This window comes from Photobacterium lutimaris, assembly GCF_003025555.1.
Lineage (GTDB): Bacteria > Pseudomonadota > Gammaproteobacteria > Enterobacterales > Vibrionaceae > Photobacterium > Photobacterium lutimaris.
Genome location: NZ_PYMH01000021.1, coordinates 1 through 19,140, shown reverse-complemented (window position 1 = coordinate 19,140; position 19,140 = coordinate 1). Strand labels below are relative to the sequence as shown.

At 47.7% G+C, this 19,140-nt stretch carries 17 protein-coding genes and 2 pseudogenes; 14 read left to right on the top strand and 5 right to left on the bottom strand.

Annotation, left to right across the window (positions count from 1 at the left end; all coding sequences use genetic code 11):
* Positions 1-41 precede the first annotated feature (41 nt).
* The 5 genes from C9I99_RS25360 to C9I99_RS25345 all read left to right on the top strand — a co-directional run bounded on the left by C9I99_RS25360 (position 42) and on the right by C9I99_RS25345 (position 4,972).
* Positions 42-617 (top strand): NUDIX hydrolase, encoded by a 576-nt coding sequence (locus tag C9I99_RS25360; RefSeq protein ID WP_243734453.1) that lies wholly within the window; start codon positions 42-44, stop codon positions 615-617.
* A 157-nt stretch (positions 618-774) separates the two neighbouring features.
* Positions 775-930, top strand: coding sequence for a hypothetical protein (locus C9I99_RS27275; RefSeq protein WP_166645417.1), 156 nt, complete (start codon positions 775-777; stop codon positions 928-930).
* Between the two features lie 212 nt (positions 931-1,142).
* Positions 1,143-1,988 (top strand): TPR end-of-group domain-containing protein, encoded by an 846-nt coding sequence (locus tag C9I99_RS25355; protein ID WP_107351619.1) that lies wholly within the window; start codon positions 1,143-1,145, stop codon positions 1,986-1,988.
* A gap of 157 nt (positions 1,989-2,145) precedes the next feature.
* Positions 2,146-3,576, top strand: coding sequence for a DEAD/DEAH box helicase (locus C9I99_RS25350; RefSeq protein WP_107351618.1), 1,431 nt, complete (start codon positions 2,146-2,148; stop codon positions 3,574-3,576).
* Positions 3,577-3,661: 85 nt separating this feature from the next.
* Positions 3,662-4,972: a rhodanese-like domain-containing protein gene (locus C9I99_RS25345; protein ID WP_107351617.1), complete on the top strand. Its 1,311-nt coding sequence runs from the start codon at positions 3,662-3,664 to the stop codon at positions 4,970-4,972.
* Between the two features lie 38 nt (positions 4,973-5,010).
* On the opposite strand, the gene torS is transcribed toward C9I99_RS25345, so the two are convergent.
* Positions 5,011-7,977 carry a TMAO reductase system sensor histidine kinase/response regulator TorS gene (torS, locus tag C9I99_RS25340; protein ID WP_107351616.1) on the bottom strand — a complete coding sequence of 989 codons (2,967 nt, stop codon included), beginning with the start codon at positions 7,975-7,977 and terminating at the stop codon, positions 5,011-5,013.
* 152 nt (positions 7,978-8,129) lie between these two features.
* Here torS and torT point away from each other — a divergent pair, with 152 nt between their 5' ends.
* The 7 genes and pseudogenes from torT (at position 8,130) to C9I99_RS25305 (ending at position 14,971) form a co-directional block, all read left to right on the top strand.
* Positions 8,130-9,218: a TMAO reductase system periplasmic protein TorT gene (gene torT / locus C9I99_RS25335; RefSeq protein ID WP_107351615.1), complete on the top strand. Its 1,089-nt coding sequence runs from the start codon at positions 8,130-8,132 to the stop codon at positions 9,216-9,218.
* A gap of 272 nt (positions 9,219-9,490) precedes the next feature.
* Positions 9,491-9,949 (top strand): methylglyoxal synthase, encoded by a 459-nt coding sequence (locus C9I99_RS25330; RefSeq protein ID WP_107351614.1) that lies wholly within the window; start codon positions 9,491-9,493, stop codon positions 9,947-9,949.
* 219 nt (positions 9,950-10,168) lie between these two features.
* Positions 10,169-11,149, top strand: a complete 981-nt coding sequence (locus C9I99_RS25325) for a zinc-binding dehydrogenase (RefSeq protein WP_107351613.1) — start codon at positions 10,169-10,171, stop codon at positions 11,147-11,149.
* A 200-nt stretch (positions 11,150-11,349) separates the two neighbouring features.
* Positions 11,350-11,598, top strand: a pseudogene (locus tag C9I99_RS25320) (helix-turn-helix domain-containing protein); the annotation flags it as partial.
* Entirely contained in the window at positions 11,598-12,785 is a 1,188-nt protein-coding gene (locus tag C9I99_RS25315) for a multidrug effflux MFS transporter (RefSeq protein WP_107351611.1), read from the top strand. The pseudogene C9I99_RS25320 and the gene C9I99_RS25315, both read left to right, overlap by 1 nt.
* 141 nt (positions 12,786-12,926) lie before the next feature.
* Positions 12,927-14,330: an MATE family efflux transporter gene (locus tag C9I99_RS25310; RefSeq protein WP_107351610.1), complete on the top strand. Its 1,404-nt coding sequence runs from the start codon at positions 12,927-12,929 to the stop codon at positions 14,328-14,330.
* Between the two features lie 401 nt (positions 14,331-14,731).
* Positions 14,732-14,971, top strand: a complete 240-nt coding sequence (locus C9I99_RS25305) for an RNA recognition motif domain-containing protein (RefSeq protein WP_107351609.1) — start codon at positions 14,732-14,734, stop codon at positions 14,969-14,971.
* Positions 14,972-15,040: 69 nt separating this feature from the next.
* On the opposite strand, the gene C9I99_RS25300 is transcribed toward C9I99_RS25305, so the two are convergent.
* From C9I99_RS25300 to C9I99_RS25285, 4 genes are all read right to left on the bottom strand, one after another.
* Positions 15,041-15,817 carry a ribonuclease H1 domain-containing protein gene (locus tag C9I99_RS25300; protein ID WP_107351608.1) on the bottom strand — a complete coding sequence of 259 codons (777 nt, stop codon included), beginning with the start codon at positions 15,815-15,817 and terminating at the stop codon, positions 15,041-15,043.
* A gap of 501 nt (positions 15,818-16,318) precedes the next feature.
* Positions 16,319-16,801, bottom strand: a complete 483-nt coding sequence (locus tag C9I99_RS25295; RefSeq protein WP_166645416.1) for a GNAT family N-acetyltransferase — start codon at positions 16,799-16,801, stop codon at positions 16,319-16,321.
* A gap of 84 nt (positions 16,802-16,885) precedes the next feature.
* Positions 16,886-17,656: a phosphotransferase gene (locus tag C9I99_RS25290; protein ID WP_107351606.1), complete on the bottom strand. Its 771-nt coding sequence runs from the start codon at positions 17,654-17,656 to the stop codon at positions 16,886-16,888.
* Between the two features lie 125 nt (positions 17,657-17,781).
* Entirely contained in the window at positions 17,782-18,348 is a 567-nt protein-coding gene (locus tag C9I99_RS25285) for a hypothetical protein (protein WP_107351605.1), read from the bottom strand.
* An 86-nt stretch (positions 18,349-18,434) separates the two neighbouring features.
* On the opposite strand from C9I99_RS25285, the pseudogene C9I99_RS27490 reads away from it, so the two are divergent.
* A pseudogene (locus C9I99_RS27490) lies at positions 18,435-18,548 on the top strand (IS110 family transposase); the annotation flags it as partial.
* 90 nt (positions 18,549-18,638) lie between these two features.
* A partial coding sequence (locus tag C9I99_RS25275; RefSeq protein WP_211321961.1) for a site-specific integrase occupies positions 18,639-19,140 on the top strand: 502 nt, incomplete at its 3' end.

Below are 19,140 nucleotides of genomic sequence, written 5' to 3'. Positions count from 1 at the left end.
CAGTGGTGACTTCAATTATTCAGCTCTCGCTGACGTTCTTGATGAATTTTAACCTATTCCGGCTTGGCATTCACGGGTTTGCTAAGTTATTCTCGCCAAGCCAATTTAGCCAGTCAGGACGCCACATGTACTGCCCATCTTGCGGAAAATCCGCTTTATCACGTAGCGACGTCAAAGCTTTTCGCTGTGAACACTGTCAATTTATCTATTTCCACAATACGGCATCAGCGGTACTGGCTATTATCTGCTTTGAAGATGAAATATTAGTGGCAGAGCGAGGCCGCGAACCTTGCAAAGGTATGCTCGATTTTCCCGGCGGCTTTGTGGATTATGACGAATCTTTAGAGCAAGCATTATACCGGGAGCTGCAAGAAGAAATCGGCTTTCAGTCTACTGATATTCGTTACATCGGCTCAGCCCCCAACACCTATATTTACCGGGAAATAGAATACAAAACCTGCGATGTCTTCTATCACATAACGCTTGATAACAAACCAAAAATGCAAGCAAATGATGATGTTGAAGCCATTTACTGGGTCAAGCGTGATGACATTGTTCCGATTGATTTTGCCTTCGACTCAGCCAGAAGTGCACTAAGACTTTTAGGTATAGAATAGCGGCCTTTAGGTCGTTCTACGCCTACAAGGGGGGGGGAAGTGTGAACTACGCCTCTTTCCTCCTCCCTAAAATAATTAATCAGGGATGATGGTTTTTTAACCAAATCAAGACAGGATGTGATCCGTAAACAACATGATGACTTGAGGGTAAAACGTCATGCTGACTTTTAATAAAGATTATGTTTTTTCAAACAACGCAGAAACCAGCTTCGAAGAAGCCAACAATATGCATTGTCAAAATGAAGCCGATAAAGAGCTGAAGCGCAAAGCCATGTTGGCCTCAGTACAAAAAGAAGGTGGTTTGGAAGAGTAATTCACTGCCAAGCTAATCCTGATTCGACGTCTCTCCAGCGCTGATGGTAACCAAGGTTTTGGCTGCCAACCAATGTCTTCCTGTGCCTCGTTGTTAGTAAGCAATCAACATACTCAGGCCGTCAGCGCTATTCATCTCACTTCCATTTCCCATCAAAATACCATTCCTTTAGACTACTATACCTTAAAGTATAATTGTCCCAGGAAGTTCCTATGTTCTTACGTTATCTACTCTTATTTGTTGCCCTCGCCTCACCGGTCTTTGCCAATGCAGAGATGCAACAAGCAGAAGATAAAATTCTGGATCGTCCTCTAATGGAAAGGTATATCCTTGATGAACTGAAATCCCTTCGTACTGATCAGCAAGATCTCGAACGCCGCATCGTCATAGAGATCACCGACCGAGAGTTGGCTGTGGCCGATAAGTCGATGAACTATGCCAATGTCACGGTCACCTATTTCTTCTACCTCATTGCGGGTGGCGCTTCTCTTTTTGCCTTCGTTGGCTGGCAGTCACTGCGAGAGCTTCGGGACAATACCAAGAAAGCCGCCGACCAGCAGTTGCAATCTATCGCCCAGCAATACGAAAAGAAATTCCAGCGTCTCGAACAAGATCTCAAACGTAAAACCCGGATCATTGCGCAAAATAACAAGGAGATAGAGACCATCAACGAGATCCACAATTTGTGGCTACGCTCGCAAGGCCTTCAGACCCCAGAGCAAAAAATTGAAGTCTATGATGATATCTTGAAAATTCGCCCCGGTGACTTGGAAGCGCTGATCTATAAAGCCGATGCTATTATCGAAATCCGCGAATTCCATTGGGGACTAAGCTTATGTAATCGGGTACTGGAGCTTGATCCTAGTAATGCCCACGCCCTCTACCAGCGCGCTTGTGCTTACGCCTGTCTCGGTTCAGAAGAATTAGCGATGGATGATCTGGAGAAAGCGGTCACCGATAGCGCTTCGTTACGTGAGCTAGCCGCTGAAGAAAAAGACTTTGAATCCCTGCGCGGCAATGAGCGGTTTGAACTGCTGATCGCCCCTACTGATAGCTAACGAATTGATTGACTTAATGACTCCCTGCCTCCTTATCTTAAGGCAAGGGAGCATATTTCAACCTCATAGAATTAGGACTTTTCTCGATCCTGCTGTAAGCTAGCCCGCTTGCTGCCTATGTGAGGCAGATCATATTTTATCCAACCGAGATTTTTCTATGAGTTTTGCCTCTTTGGGCCTTTGTACCCCAATTCTTGAAGCTGTTGCCAACCAAGGCTACGAAACCCCGTCACCTATCCAGGCACAGGCTATCCCTGCGGTACTGGAAGGCCGTGACGTCATGGCAGCTGCACAAACGGGAACAGGTAAAACTGCAGGCTTTACCCTGCCAATTCTCGAGCTGTTGTCTAAAGGCCCAGTAGTACGCGCAAACCAAGTTCGCGCACTGGTACTGACCCCAACCCGTGAACTTGCCGCTCAGGTGGGCGAAAATGTCGCGACTTACTCCAAACGACTACCGCTCAGCTCTGCGGTCGTTTTCGGCGGGGTGAAAATCAACCCTCAGATGATGCGCATGCGCCAAGGTGCTGACGTACTGGTGGCGACGCCTGGACGCTTATTGGATCTTATGGGTCAGAATGCCGTTAAGTTCAACCAACTTGAAGTCTTGGTACTGGACGAAGCTGATCGTATGCTGGATATGGGCTTTATCCGCGACATCAAGAAAATTCTGGCCAAGCTACCTGCTAAACGCCAGAACTTGCTGTTCTCTGCGACCTTCTCAGAAGAAATTCGCGAACTGGCCCGTGAACTCACCAATGATCCTGTTGAGATATCGGTAACGCCACGCAATAGTACCGCCAAAACCGTCGAGCAATGGATCTACCCAACGGATAAAAAGAAAAAACCAGCCTTGCTGACCAAACTGATCCAAGAGAAGAAGTGGCAGCAGGCGCTTGTATTCACCCGTACCAAGCACGGTGCCAACCGCCTGGCAACCTACCTTGAAGAGCGCGATATCACTGCGGCAGCTATTCACGGTAACAAGAGCCAAGGTGCCCGCACCAAAGCCTTAGCTAATTTCAAAACCGGTGAAATCCGTATTTTGGTTGCAACGGATATTGCTGCCCGTGGTATCGATATCGATCAGCTACCACAGGTTGTTAACTTTGATCTGCCGAATGTAGCTGAAGACTATGTTCACCGTATTGGTCGTACAGGTCGTGCTGGTGCTGCAGGTCACGCTGTTTCTCTCGTCTGTGCAGACGAAGTCAAAGAACTGAATGCTATTGAGCAATTGATCCAACGACACCTTGAGCGTAAAGATGTCGTCGGCTTTACGGCAACCAATACGCTGCCTAATTCACTGCCAATCAAACCGCTTAAAGTGAAGAAGCCTAAGAAAACGAAAAAGGTGGATGAGTCTTCAGAAAAACGTTCTGAAAACCGCTCTGAAAAGCGCAGCAAGCCAAGACGTTCATCTGGCCCGCGTAAAGCTAACGGCAACGATAGCCAATCAGCGCAAGGTGGTAAAAATACACGCAGTAGCGATGCAAAGCCACGCGGTCAAAAACCGGGGCAACGTAACCGCAAGCCTAATAGCAAAAATGTGAACCGTTCGAAAAATACGGCGGCGCAAGCGAGTTAAGCCGCAATAACATCACTCATATCAATAAAGTAACTAGCCAGCATCATATAATGCTGGCTTTTCTGTTTTATGGTAGGCACTTCATATGACACCAATAAAATGGGCGCTATTTTCTGCCGCCTCATTGCTCAGTCCCCAACTTATGGCGGCAACTTTTGATCAGTTAGCCGCCGATAATCACCAAGATGTCCAAATCATCGACTGTCGGTCGAGTAATTACTATAACGGCTGGCCTGAAGCCAACCAAACACGCGGCGGCCACTTTCCCGGTGCGATCAATTTCGATGCCGACTGGCTATCAACGCTTCGCCCTCAGGTTGTCCGTGCCGAATTAGAAAACCGCGGCATTGACTTAACTCAGCCAACCTATCTCTATTGCCAGCCTGAAAAAGCCGACATTTTACACTCTCAGCTTGAAGCCCTAGGCAATACTAACGTTAAGTCAATCGATCAATCGGTCACCGACTATTCAGGGCCGCTGACTGCGCAAGACAACTACCAGCAGCTCGTACCTGCGCAATGGCTTAATCAGCTAATTAATGGTGAAGAGGTTATCCACCCGCCAGCCAACGGCTTTAAAATCGTTGAAGTGGCTTGGGGGCCGCCAACAAAATACCTTGCTGCCCATATCCCCTCTGCCCTATATCTCAATACCAACACTATTGAGTCCGAGCCTTGGTGGAACCGCGTTGACGATGGCAAGCTGGAAACGGTTATCAAAGAGCTCGGTGTAGCCCACAATACAACCGTGATCCTGTATGGCAGGGACAATACCGCGGCAGCCCGCGTCGCAAGCTTACTGATGTATGCCGGTGTGGAAGATGTCCGTTTGCTCAACGGTGGCTGGCAGTCCTGGGTCAATGCCGGGCTATCGACCCAACCGCTTCGCAACCACGCCAAGCCGGTCGAGTTCGGCCGCGCGATTCCGGCCAACCCGCAATACATTATTGATGTCCCGCAAGCCAGAGACATTCTGGCGGATCCTGAGCACCAATCTTTGGTCAGTATCCGAAGCTGGGCGGAATACACCGGTGAAACCAGTGGCTACCGCTACATCGAACCCAAAGGCCGTATCAAGGGTTCCAAGTGGGGCCACGGTGGATCGGATGCTTATCATCTGGAAGACTTCCGCAACCCGGATGACACCATGATGAGCCCGCATATCATGACCCAATTCTGGAAGGATTGGGGGATCAACGCATCACAGACCGTTTCGTTCTACTGCGGGACTGGCTGGCGGGCGTCAGAAGTCTTTTTCTACGCCCATGTAATGGGTTGGGCTGATATCAGTATCTATGACGGTGGCTGGTTTGAATGGAGCGGGGACCCGAGTAACCCGACTGAAAACGGTGACATTCCAAATGCACCTAAATCTGCATTTTATAACGAGAAATAATCAAAAAGGCTGCGAATTCGCAGCCTTTTCATTACCGTCTACTGTCCAGATAAAAATGTCTGTGCCAATGCCTCGAGCGATTGCTGATGCACCGTTGCCAATTCATTGGTCGCAGCCTGCTCAACGCTTCCTTCCTTGGCTGACGTCTCAATCACCATGCAGACCTGATGCAGCTGACGCAGCCCCATGGTACCTGCTGCCCCTTTGAGGTTGTGGGACAAGCTGGATACCGCAGTCAGATCGCCGCTCTCCATCGCAGGGAGCAATTTCGCCATGGTTTCTTTCGACGACTCGGCAAACAGGGATATCATTTTCTCGACCATTTTCTGGCCCAGCACCTGAAGGTCGCTTCCCAATACAGACTCATCCAATATCGGTATTTGTTCTACCATTGCTGTGGTTACCTCATGTTCTTTATCATGCTCACCGTTTCGCTCACTCGGGTCTTGCTCACGAACACGATCTTCTTCAATAACGTCAACACGCTCAATACCACCCAGAATCGTGTTCAGCACATCGACTAACTGGTGCTCTACCAGTGGTTTAGGTAAGAAACCGGCAAAACCCGCTGCCAGATATTGTTCAACTTCCTCATTGAAAACATGCGCAGAAAACGCAACAAACGGCGTATTGTCTCCGATCTCCTCGGTATTACCATTCGCTTTCAGCTGCTTGAGTTCGCCCAGCAAGGTCACGCCATCGGTATCTGGCAAGTTGATATCCAACAAAACAATATCAACGTCATGCTCAGCATAAACAGCCTTTGCCTGATGACCATCTTCTGCGATCACCACCTGGTGGCCCAAGCGGCGTAAAAAGCCTTCGGCAACCAAACTGTTGACCGGGTTATCTTCTACCAGCAGCACCTTCGCCGCAGGTAAACTCGACGCCATGCCCACACTCAAGCTCTCAGCCTGCTCTCCGGGCTCTAGCGTTAAGCTAAACCAAAAACTGCTCCCCTCGCCCGGCGATGATATCAGACCAATTTCCCCCCCCATTGCTTCAACAATACGCTTGCTGATAGCCAATCCTAATCCTGTCCCACCAACGGCCTGACGCCCCTCACTGGACTGCTGAAAGGCATCAAACATCACTTGCTGCTCATGATGCGGAATACCCACCCCTGTGTCTTCCACTTCAATGTGCAGACGAGATGGATCATGGGCCGACGCTGACACCAATACGGTCACTTGCCCATTGTCGGTAAATTTGACGGCATTACCCACTAAGTTCGCTAAAACTTGACGAATACGGGTTGCATCTCCCACCCAATATTCGCCAACATTGGCATCAATATCTGTTAGCAAGCGAATATGTTTACACTGAGCTCGCCCAGCAAATAGGCTGTAAACATCCTTGACCAAAGTATGGAGCGAGAAATTCGCCGGCCTGATATCCAAGTGACCCGCTTCGATTTTCGAGTAATCCAGTACATCATTGAGGATATCAAGCAGGGTTTCGCCACTGCGGTTAATGACCTCCAAATACTCCGTCTGCTTGTCATTGAGCCCTGTGTCTGCCAGCAAGGATGCCGTCCCAAGTACGCCATTCATCGGGGTGCGGATCTCATGGCTCATGGTCGCTAGGAATGCTGATTTCGCCCGGTTGGCCTGCTCGGCTTCAGAACGGGCCTTGGCATGGTTATACACCTCCTGGTTAAGCTTCTCGTTCGCTTTTTCCAACTGGCTGGTTCGTTCCGCCACTAATTGCTCAAGACTGTTTTTGTGCTGTTGCAGCTCGTAGCGGATTTTCGACTCTACCTGTGCCAACCTATGACGTTCGTAGGCGGTATCGCGAGCCACCATAATCGCCCGGCCCATTAGTGCCAGCTCGTCATCCCCCTGCGTGGTCAAACGAATTTCCAAGTCGCCCCTTGCCAAAGCCATCAGGGCCTTGCTGTAATCATTGATTCGACGGATCACCCGGGCATAAACATAGCGCCACATGATCAGCACCAGTGCCACCATCCCCAAGGCAGAAATGGCAATCAGGCTATTTCTTGCCACGGTCAGTGTCTCGTCAACTTGGGTCACCGCCTTCTGGGTACCGACATTGGCCGCCTGGATAATGCCATCTACCGTTTGGTTCAACTGCTGGAACAGCACCAAGTTTTGCTGCTCCATCCGCTCGACATCTTGATGGGCATGGATCAACGCCTCCATATCCGAGAAGAACTCACCATCATTGTTGAGCGCTTTCACCTGCTCAAGTAATTGTTCTGAGCGGCTTGGATCTTCAACCGATTTTACCCGCTGTTGGATCACACCAACCGCATATTCAAACCGCTGTCGCAGTGTATTAAGAGCTTTTATGGTGCTGACTTGCTCGCTGTCATCAAGCATGTTGATAACCTGCAAGGAAAGAAAACGTAGCTCAAAAAGGCGTTCACTGAGATCCATATCGACCTCGACCAAACTATCGAGGGCATTAAACACCGCCTCTTTATTGCCTCTTTCAACTAAGTCATAGATGCGGGAAACATTCGCAACCGCAATGGTATTGGCATTGGAGACTTGTGACTGGGACAGCTCATCGATCTGTTTGGTTGCTACCGTCATGGTGTCATTACGTGTCCGTACTTGATCAGTTAACTCCAGCTTTCTACCGACCAACATCCCCAACATGGCCAAATTATTGACAATGTTCTTCACATCCGTTTCTAGCTGCATCATCAGCTCTGGCTCGAACGCGTACTGATCAAGGGACTGCAGGCTGTTATTCAGTGCCCGAATGTGCAGTGTCAGAGATTTCCCCTGCTGATCCCGTTCTTTTTCATCTTTCGACTTAGCCAATACTTGGGCATTGAAGATAATACGGGTACTGAGATCGGACAGTTGGCGAGCTTCAACCAAAGCAGGAACGGCAGTATTAATCACCGTTCGTTCGGTTTTGGCAACCAAAGAAAAGCCGGCGACACCAATCACCACTGCAATGATCATCAAGCCAGCCATCATCGAAAAAGCAATCAGCAGTTTTTGGCCAATGCTACTGGGAGTAAGGGTCATAGAAATAAACCGTGGCAGAGATAAGTCGGTCTGCAGCTCAATCCACCATCACAACATGGGGAACAGCGCAGGCACACCTAACAGGAAACAGTAAAAATGCTATTATACCAGCTAAATATACCCAAATAGCCCTATTTCCTGACGGTTACAACATGATAAAGACAATAGCGATAACATTACTGGCGGTTGCCGGTATCAGTCAGACCGCCCATGCGGTGGAGGTTATCGCCTATACCCCGCCTTTTGAGGCTAGCAAACAAGCTCAAGCAATCGAGTACCAACCGCTGGAGAAAGCCAGCAAACCCTGGAAACTCTGTGCCGTTTACCCACACCTAAAAGATTCCTATTGGCTGTCTGTTAATTACGGCATGGTTGGGCATGCCAAAAAGCTCGGTGTCGAGCTAAAAGTACTGGAGTCAGGTGGCTACCCTAATCTCGACAAGCAACAAAGCCAACTTACCGACTGCCGAGAGTGGGATGCAGACGCCATTATTCTCGGCACTGTTGATAGCCTTGCCTATGAAAATAGGTTGACTCAATTGACCGATGACATCCCGATATTTGCCACTATCAACTACCTCGATACCAGCACCCAAGACAGTCATGATAATGTTATCGCCAGAGTCGGCATTGATTGGTACGAAATGGGTTACCGTACCGGCGAGTTTTTAGCTAAGCGCCACCCCAACGGCAGCGGTATGGTCAATGTAGCTCTGCTGCCCGGCCCGCAGAAACGCGGGGGCACCAAGCCTGTCGTGCAGGGCTTTTATGATGCAACGGCAGGCAGCGATATCAATATCGTCACAACACTATGGGCCGACCATAGCAAAGAGCTGCAACGAAACCTGATCCAGCAACTGCTGGCCAGCGAGCAGCATTTCGACTATATCGTCGGAGGCGCAGTCTCGGCAGAAGTGGCGATCAGTGAACTAAGAGCCAAACACTTAAGTAATGATACCAAGATCCTCTCAACCTACCTCAGCCATGGGGTATACCGTGGGCTGCTTCGCGGCAAAATCCTTTTTGCACCAAGCGACAAAATGGCCCAGCAGGCTATGCTGTCGGTCGATCAGGCGGTAAGATACCTTGAAGGCAAGCCATTGAATAAAGATCTTGCCCCAATCCTTGCCCTGCTGACACCGGACAACCTAGACAGTAACGTGATTGCCGAGTCCCTTTCCCCTGCGGAGTTTCGTCCCGTCTTCCATGTCGAAGCACCACAATATCAATCTCAGCAATAATCGGTGTGATGCAATTCTACCCAGGGGCCAGCGGTAGCCGGTCCCACAGCGTTGAATTCTGTTACCGAGCCTATGATTTGAAAAGATTTATTTGTACTTCCTATGCGAGCTCTGGTACTTATACCCTACGCCCCTAATTGAGTTGCACAAGCTTTTCCTCATCAAGTGCAAACCATTACATATGGCTGAAAGATAACACCACACAGCTGTCATACTTACACAATAAACTATGCCTGATAGCTGTTATCAATTTTGTCTCTTTGGAGTAGTAGATGCACGTAACAACCCGAACAATGGAAGAGTCCAAACACATCGCGCTGGTCGCTCATGATAACTGTAAAACCCACCTTCTGCGTTGGGTTACTGAGCACAAAGATAAACTAGAAAATCATGTCTTGTATGCCACAGGCACAACTGGCCATATGATTTCGCGTGAATCGGGTCTTGACGTTAACTGTTTGCTAAGCGGCCCGATGGGTGGCGATCAACAACTGGGTGCACTGATTTCCGAAGGCAAGATTGATATGATGATTTTCTTCTGGGATCCACTCAATGCAGTACCGCATGACCCAGATGTAAAAGCACTGCTTCGTATTTCTGCTGTTTGGAACATACCGGTAGCCACCAATCGCGCCAGTGCAAACTTTATGATTTCTTCGCCAAAACTGGCGGAAAAAGTAGAAATCGAAATCCCAGATTATGAAGCATACTTAAACGAGCGCCTTGGCTAAGCCTAACCTCGACGTATTACATACACTTCAAACGCCTCTTTATAAGAGGCGTTTTTGATTGGCTCTATCTGACCTATAACAGCCCCATTTTCACCGCCTTCAAACATCGACTCGCACTGCAGTCCGACTAACTCTTATCTAACAGCCAAAAATAGAAAATTTGGTTTATTGTTAAGTAAGTGGAATAGATAAATACAATAAAATTCGCAGTGGTGGCCAATGAAAGCATGGAAATTAAACCAGCCGGAAGGTATCGACCAATTAGAACTGACAAAGGCAACTCGACCGACACCTTCAGCCGAGGATGTCTGCATCCAAGTAGAAGCTATCGGTTTGAACCCTATCGACTATAAGCTTGCCCACTGGGGCTATGCCACTTGGAACTACCCGCAAATTATCGGGTTAGATATCGCAGGTACAATCACCCAAGTCGGCAAAGACGTTCACCACTTCCAGCAGGGCGATCGAGTAATGGCATTTCTCGACCCTCGCGACGGCGGGGGCTTCGCTCAATACGCCAAGGCCAAAGCCTATGCGGTTAGCCGGTTGCCTGATAATGTCAGCTTTACTCAAGCCGCCGCTCTTCCTTGTGCTGGCTACTCAGCCTGGATTGCGATTCATGATAAGTTACGGCTTGAAGCAGGCCAAAGCATTGCCATTACCGGCGCAGGAGGAGGCGTTGGCGGGTTTGCGGTCCAACTGGCAAAACTGCTAGGTGCTACGGTCTATGCCATTGCCGACGGTCAACATCACCAGCGGCTTCTTTCCTACGGTGCTGATGAAGTCATTGATCCACAGACTGAAAATATCGCCATGCGACTCATTGAATACACCGAGGACAAGCTTGTCCACGGGGTGATTGATTGCGTATCGGCCAAATCCGGCAGCACCATGAGCGCCTTGGTTCGCTACAACGGCCATATTGTGATGATTGCCGATCAGTTCAACCAAGTTCCCTTGCTCGCGACGACCAAAGCGCTCAGCTTGCATGAGGTCGCCGTGCACGGTACCTATTCCCACGGCCACATCGAACATATCCAGCACCTCGCCGATATTGGTAATCAGCTCGCTAACCTAGTGAGTGAAGGCCGACTAGATCCTATGGTTGATCACGTCTATTCATTCGACCAGCTTCCCGATGCACTCAAACACCTTAAAGCGCGGCAGCATAGTGGTAAACTGGTGGTGCAGGTTAGCTAAAAATAGACTTTCTAATCATCCATTTACCGCAGTGAACAGAACCATAACAGGTTCTATTCATTGCGTTTGTGGCCTACTCTCGGTATATTTATGAGCGACTACATCAAGTGAGCCATTATTTGCTTTATGGCAATATATTTCTATTCCCGCTATTCCCCCAAAAATGCCGATCATCAACAGCAGGTTGACGCCTTGCTTGCCGCAAAGCGATAAAACAAGATCCTGAACGGTGGCAGCAAAAATTCCGCGGTCGCCCGGCCGATCGCGAGAAGCACCAACAGATAGCCGCCTTGTTGCTCGAAGGGGACAAGCTCCAGCAGGTTGCAGACCGCTACGAGGTCAGCCTTTCCACCGTCAAGCGTGTGAAAGGCAAACTAAGCCAGTTCGATGATGAAGGTACATTGCGTACCCGGCACAAAAATATTCGCCACAAGGATAATAACCTGTAATGACCGACCGCAATTTCTGGAAAGCCTTGGGGCTAGTGTGCCTGATCATCAGCGTCGGCCAATTGAGTATGGGGTTGGTGTTCCCATCCCTGCCTTGGATTGCCAAGGACTTTGATATTTCCCTCGACCAAGCGCAACTTCTTGTTAGTGTCTATTTGCTAGGCTTTGGCCCGTCACAGTTTCTTTATGGCCCGGTATCCGATGCATTAGGCCGCAAGAAAGTGCTGATGACCGGCTTGTTGATTGCCTTGTTCGGCCTGCTGATGATCATCTCACTAAACCATTCCTTCACCGGTATGGTAATGGGACGCTTTCTCCAAGGGCTGGGGACCGGCTGCTGTGCTGTTCTTGCCCGCGCTTCAACCCGTGACCGATTCAATGGTGCAGAGCTTCCGTTGGCAATGTCATATATCGCAATGGCCGCATCACTGACACCCTTGATGGCACCGGTGATCGGCGGCTTCATTAACTTCCACTTCGGCTGGACCATGGTCTTCACCTCCTTACTTGGCTATGTCAGCCTTGTCTGGCTGGTGATCGCTTTTCGTTTCAAGGAAACCATGAAGCAGACGTCGAAAGTACCGTCACCAAGGAAAATGGCTCAACAGTACTGGCAACTGCTTACTTCAAGCTACTTCATGAGCTTTGCCAGCATTAGTTGGCTCAACTTCAGCCTGATGATCACGACCGTGTCGGTAATGCCGTTCATCATGCAGAACCAAATTGGCATGACATCCGATGAATACGCAATGTGGGCATTGATCCCTGCGCTGGGCATGTTGGTGGGGACCACGATGACCAACAGGGTCAGACCGAAAATCGGCACACAAAAAATGCTGTATTTCACCCCTGTTTTGCATGCTGGTGCCGCGCTGTGGCTGTTCTTCTGTCCGGTCGAACCGCTATACCTGATGCTGGGTCAATTCCTGTTGATTTTAGGCAACGGTATTGCCCTGCCATGCTCGCAGGCAATGGTTATGCAGCCCTATAAAAAACAAGCGGGTGTAGCCGCCGCTATGTCAGGCGGCGGCCAGATGATTGCCTCATCGATTGTCAGTATGGGATTGGTGAAACTTGGGCTTAGCCAACCCTGGCATTTATCGATTGTGATCGTTGTTTTCGCCCTGATCACCCTGAGCAATATCACCCGAGGGTTCAAGGTTAGCCCACAAGTCCAAACGGCTTAATCTAAAGTCACTTACATATCCAGCCTTGCACTTTGTGTAAAGGCTGGATATATTCCCCCCGCCCTGAAGGGCACACCCTAAAAATGCACACCTGCTATCCTGCCTCCATTGGTGCATTTCTATAGGTGTTACCTATAACTCATGCAAAAATACACTCAAGAAAGCACTTCGCTTTATTCTCGCTTTACCCGAGAATCCGGCTCATTGTTGCACCTATCGATCCCTATCATTATGACCCAGCTTGCAACACAAGCGATGGGCTTTGTCGATACCACCATGGCTGGACAGGTCAGTGCTGCCGATCTGGCTGCTATCGCACTGGGGACCAGCCTCTGGCTACCGGTTTCCTTACTGCTGCGCGGTATCATCATGGCATTAACACCGGTGGTCGCTTTTCACCGTGGTGCCAATGCGCTCGACAAGGTGCGGATCGAGTTTATCCAAATGATTTGGGTCGCCGCTTTAGTCAGCAGCCTGGTGATTGGCTACCTATCGCAAGGGGGCAATATCCTCAGCAGTATTGGCGTCGCACCGGAGATCATTCCGATTGCTGGCGACTATGTACTGGCACTGGCTTTTGGTGTACCGGGCATTGCCCTGTTCTACACCCTGAACGGCTTCTGCGAGGGCATGAACAATACCCGTGCCCCGATGCTGGTTTCCGTTATCGGGTTACTGCTGAACATCCCGATCAACTATGTACTGATTTACGGTAAGTTTGGCTTCCCGGCCCTTGGTGCAGTCGGCTGTGGCTGGGCGACCAGTATTGTCTATTGGATTATGTCTGGGCTGTTGTATTCGTACATCAAGGGACATCACCATTATAAGAAAATCATCCACTTTGCTGATATCAAACCAAGGCTGAAAGACTGTCTACACCTGTTAAAAATCGGTGTGCCAATCGGGATGAATATCGCCGTGTGTGGCAGTATTTTCGCGGTAATTGCCTTGCTTATTGGCCGTATCGGTGCCGAAAATGTCGCAGCCGCGCAAATCGCTCTGAACATCTCCAGCATGACCTATATGATCCCGATGAGCTTGTCCTTCGGTATCACCATTCGTGTTGGCCATGCGCTGGGCGCACAGAACGAACAAGGTGCAAAGGAAAGAAGCCTGTTCGGCATTATTGTCGCAGCTTTGCTGTCACTCGTTTCGGTAGCGTTTTTCCTGCTGTTCCCAGACTGGATCATCCGCCTTTACACCAACGATCCGGTGATCAGTGCAACAGCGGCAACACTATTGGTTTATACCGCGATCTACCAGATGAGTGATGCATTGCAAACCTCAGCCAATGGTGCCCTGCGTGGCTATAAGGATACCAAGATACCGATGATATTGGCGATTGCCGCATACTGGGGCTTGGCACTGCCTTTGGGAATGGTCATGGGCTTGACAGATAACGTCGTCCCAGCGATGGGCGAAACCGGCTTTTGGGTCGGGATTGTCACCGGCCTGACCGTTGCCGCGCTGCTGATGTTGCTTCGTCTACGCTATGTCATCAGCCGCCGAGATGCTCTTGGTACGCATCTAGTGCAAGCCGCTTAAACAACGAACGTCTTCCTCAAATCAGGTAATGCTTGTTGATTTGGGGAAGACACTTCCGCACTATACACACCTTTGCGCCAACGGGCGTTATATTACATTCAGCGCGATAAAGCATAGGCTCAACAGGAGCTTGTACTATGAAAAAACGCTATTTAACCGCTGCTGGCCTTGCGTCTACCGTTTACTGAGTTCGAGCGTTTGGTTCTGCGGCCCTACCGCCTTTGGCAAGGCCATTACCCAGCAATTGAAAGGTGAGCACTTTGATATGACGCATTTCCATACTGAGCTATTTGATTTCCGCTAATTAATTAACAGCCAGAATACAGATATGATTAATCTCTTGGTTTGCGTAGGCGAACCTGCGACAATCCGCACGTAACTTATCATCCAGATGGATAATCATGAAATTATTAGTTCGCAACCTAGCGCGTACCACTGCTGAGCATGAAATTCGTGCTCTATTCTCAACTCATGGTTCAGTAGCAGAATGTACTCTGGTTTTAGACCAAGAAACAGGTCAGTCTAAAGGCTTTGCATTTGTTGAAATGCCAAATGACGATGAAGCGAAAGCAGCCATCACTGCCCTGAATCTAACCAGTTTAGCTAAAAGCAAAATTCGAGTTAAGAAAGCTGACGCATAATTCAGTTTCTAATACTGAAAAAGCCAGCGTATGATACGCTGGCTTTTATTTTTCTGGGTCTATGCTTGATTAGCCCGCTCGCAATGCGAGAATTTTTGAAATATCAGAGGTCTCACGATACAAACTCAAACCTTCCTCTTTAGCTTCAATGGCAACAATCGACATACGGTCAGCCAGTTCATTACCTTCAATCCCGACGTGACCATTAACATGATGTATCGTTACTTTCTGCTCAATTTCTTGGTATAACGCATACATAGGTTTAATCAGATCGAGGTTCTTAATTTCACCTCCAGGCCTCACCCATCCTTTCGATTTCCAACCTTTCGCCCACTGCGTGATACACTGAATCGAATAATTAGAGTCACAATAAATAGCCACGGTATAACCTTTAGCTATTTTCTCTTTTGCCAGTAAAAATGCCTGATTTAAACCATTGAGCTCCGCGGTATTATTGGTACCTAATGATTGGTACATACCGTACCACAACTCGGTCAATGTATTGTTTTCGTAAACTGAAATCCCTGAGCCAGCTTCACCGGGATTAGGATCACAGCCGCCGTCAGTGAATATCTTTATCTCAAATGGCATATCATCAATTTGTGCTTGGGTAAGCGGTGCTTTTTTCGGCTTGCTTGTCTTAGAAACGGGTTTTGCACTGCTTGGTTTCTGAGCCGACGGGCGACCTGCTCGCTGTCCCCCAAATGCACTCTCTGCTTCTTCTCTTGTTGGAAACGACTTATATTTGGCCCCTGCAAATTTATCAACTTGCGCTTTACACTCAGCCCAAGACGTAAAAATGCCTGTTTGTCGCCCTTTCCACACTACATAATACTTTTTAGCCAACCCAATGATCTCCTAAGCAAGCTCCTTAAATCGACAACCAGTATCTATGGCATAGAACATCAAGGCAAGAGTTCATTATTATTCATGTGGATTGATGATCATTCAACCTTTCTGCTTAGGCTTTGTCATGCTTCTTTGCTCTTATACGCTAGTCTATGAGCATGAGCTCCCCAATCCTGACCATCAAAATCCTTGCAATAAGATTCAGGCTGGGCACCACCTAAAATAACAATTTGTCCGGCAATTGTGACTTCTTTCTGCAGTATAATTTAAATTATACTGAAAACAAAAATGGCAAATCTAACCTGAGATAAAAACCGACGTTTTACACAATTAATTTGAAACGACTTTTATATTGGCATTATGCCTATGACATTATTGCTTTACTTTTAAATAAAGTCTTTTTGCAAGATAAACAAATATGCTTATATCTAGGATCTTCATGCCCCGTTAGAGTGTCGGCTGCGTGGCACGCATCCTTATTGGCTATAAAACCATTTGTTATAAAGCTATTTTCATCTGAAGCAAAGGCCATGAGCACCCATCGAAAACCCGCGCATTAACATCTCTTGATACAAGGGTAAAACCAACAGATTTGTAACAATAAACGGCCCTCTCATTCCTTTCAAAAACGGCCAACGTTACCTGTTTAGCCATAAAATTATCACGAACATAGGAAACAGCTAATTTAACTAATTTTTTACCATAACCATTCCCTTTCCCAATAGCGCTTGAAATAATTACACGACAAAGCCTATATTCTTCATTTGTTACTTTTAATATTTCAATGAAACCAACTTTCATCCCCTCACTATCAACCATTATAAACGACATAACTTCAGGCTTTTTTTGTCGTTCAACGATCTGCATAGGACGAATAGGCCAGTCATAGACCCTTCCGCCCCAGAGTAAGCTAGACGCTCGATCAGGCAGCCAACTTATCAATAATGTGGCATCTTTTTCTTCAAATGGTATTAATCGCATAACCTTCCTTTTTATAACGAATGGCATTGATTTAACCACCATCTGCTAATTAACAAGTACCATATGTTATAGCTTCTTTTCGCACTATAAACTGTCTGTAATTTGTTTTTTATTGCGTTTTAAAAATTCAATGTCCGCAATATAAGCTAAATGATGGCCATCTTTAATGTTACCAATAAATGCTTCATTACCTTTGGCTGCTTCACTATGCATAAAATCAACCAATGCTCGTAACCTAGATATAATGGTATCTACCAACTGGGTACGGCCTTCATGTGATAAACCATAAGAATCACAGAATTGCTTCGCACGAATTGTTTGCTCCGTTAAATCACCTAACGAGTCACATGGGTGAGTTTTGAACGGAGCCCAACAATAAACAGCATACGCTACATCCCAAATCCTTGTGGCTGGATGCGCGGTATCAAAATCAAAGACACCAACAACAGTATTTCCATTTAATGCCACATTGTAAGGCGCATAATCACCATGACAGATCACTTCTTGTGGCTCTCTTGTCGGTAAAAGCCACCTTAAATCATCGCATGCTTTACTTTTAACAAATGATACGGTTGCATCGTGATACTGACGTAAAAGTGCGGCAGCAGAGCATAACGCTTCAGGTGTTGCGATAGCACCAACTAAAGGGTAATTGTAAACATCACCCAAAACGTAAGACAGAACCTCATTTCCATTATTATCAAAACCATATGATTTTGGAGCGCTATTAAAGCCTTCACTTTCGAGGTGAGACAGTAATTGATGGACAGAAAAAGACCAAAAGCCACTTGGTCGATATACTTTATCTTCAGAGCGACAAACTAACCCGTCGCGCCCACCTTGAAGTTCTTCCATCATAATACCTTTTTATAAAAAACCATGCTTATGACGCTGCAATAGATGTGTCCCGTAAAACCAGCCAAGCGCACCGAACTCCACACCCAAAATGCCGAGTAACGCAGTGCCCATTTGAGCACACCTTATCGTACTTTCACCACCACACGACGAAGTACCCAGCGAGTTATCAAAAGAACAAGTGCCGATATCAACGCGATAAAGTAGATCATTGTTGATATACTTTTTGCCTGTGTAAAGATGCTACTAACAACCACTAGATCCTCTGCTATGGTTGGATACCCCTGAATCATTAGCCAAATACAAATATTTTCAGCGTAGTCAAATACACACGCAAATATAGGAATAATTGATATATACAACCAAAGGCGATTACTGAGTTCACCTACAATTATCAGCCATTGGAGCAACGCAAAATAACAAAGCGCAAACAAGATTGGATAGAATAGATCTAATATAAGTTGAATAGAAACATAGGCATTGCGCCCCTCATCACCAAGAGATGTTAACAGCACCATAGCCTCTTTATAGCTGTATCCCAATGGTGACATATCGAATATCGGTAATCCGCTGGAGTACTGCATAAGCATAGGGATACTATAAATCAACATCGTGAAATATACCGTATTAGCTGCTACAAAAAGCGCCAATACTCGCTTTCCTGAAATTCGAGATTGAATTCTATAAAACATTTTACATCCTTGTCAGTCGACCATGAACTCCCCCTCATCAGGCTCTGCCATCCTTGGTCAGCCTGACAACAACCCTTGGAGGACTCCTGTCACCATCAATTTATGGCATTGATTTAGCCAAACATTCATTCAGTATCCACGGCGTAGATGAACAAGGCAAGATACTGATCCATAAAACAATAACTCGCTCGAAAGCCCTAGTTGAACCAAGCCGCTGCGCGGCAGAGTCCCTTGATTCCATACACTGACCTTTAAGACCTTACCTTCCCGGTAAGACTTGGAGGCGAACCATGAACACCCAACAACAGCGCCATTTCGAGGCGCTATACCAGCAACACCTTGATAATCTTATCCTACAAGGCAAGCGCCCGGCGACCATCGATGCCTACAGCCGTGCGGTACGTCGTATTTCTGCCTTCTTTGACTGCCCGCCAGATCACCTGACAACCGAACAGTTACGTACCTATTTCCGCCAACTCATCCGCACCCACTCATGGAGTGCCGTCAAACTCGACCGCAACGGCTTGCAATTCTTCTACCGCTATACCCTCAGTAAACAATGGATCTGGCTCAATATCGTCAAACCGCCGCAGGTCAAACGACTGCCTGACCTTTTGACGCCTGATGAAGTAGGACTGCTCATCACCATGACTCGCCAGTCACGTTACCTATACCGGGGCGTTTTACCCGACAAAGATATTATCAAGTTCAATGACCATCAGGTGACATTCCGCTATACCGATAGCCAGACCCAGCGACCGGCAACGCGTACCTTGCCGGTTGTGCAGTTCT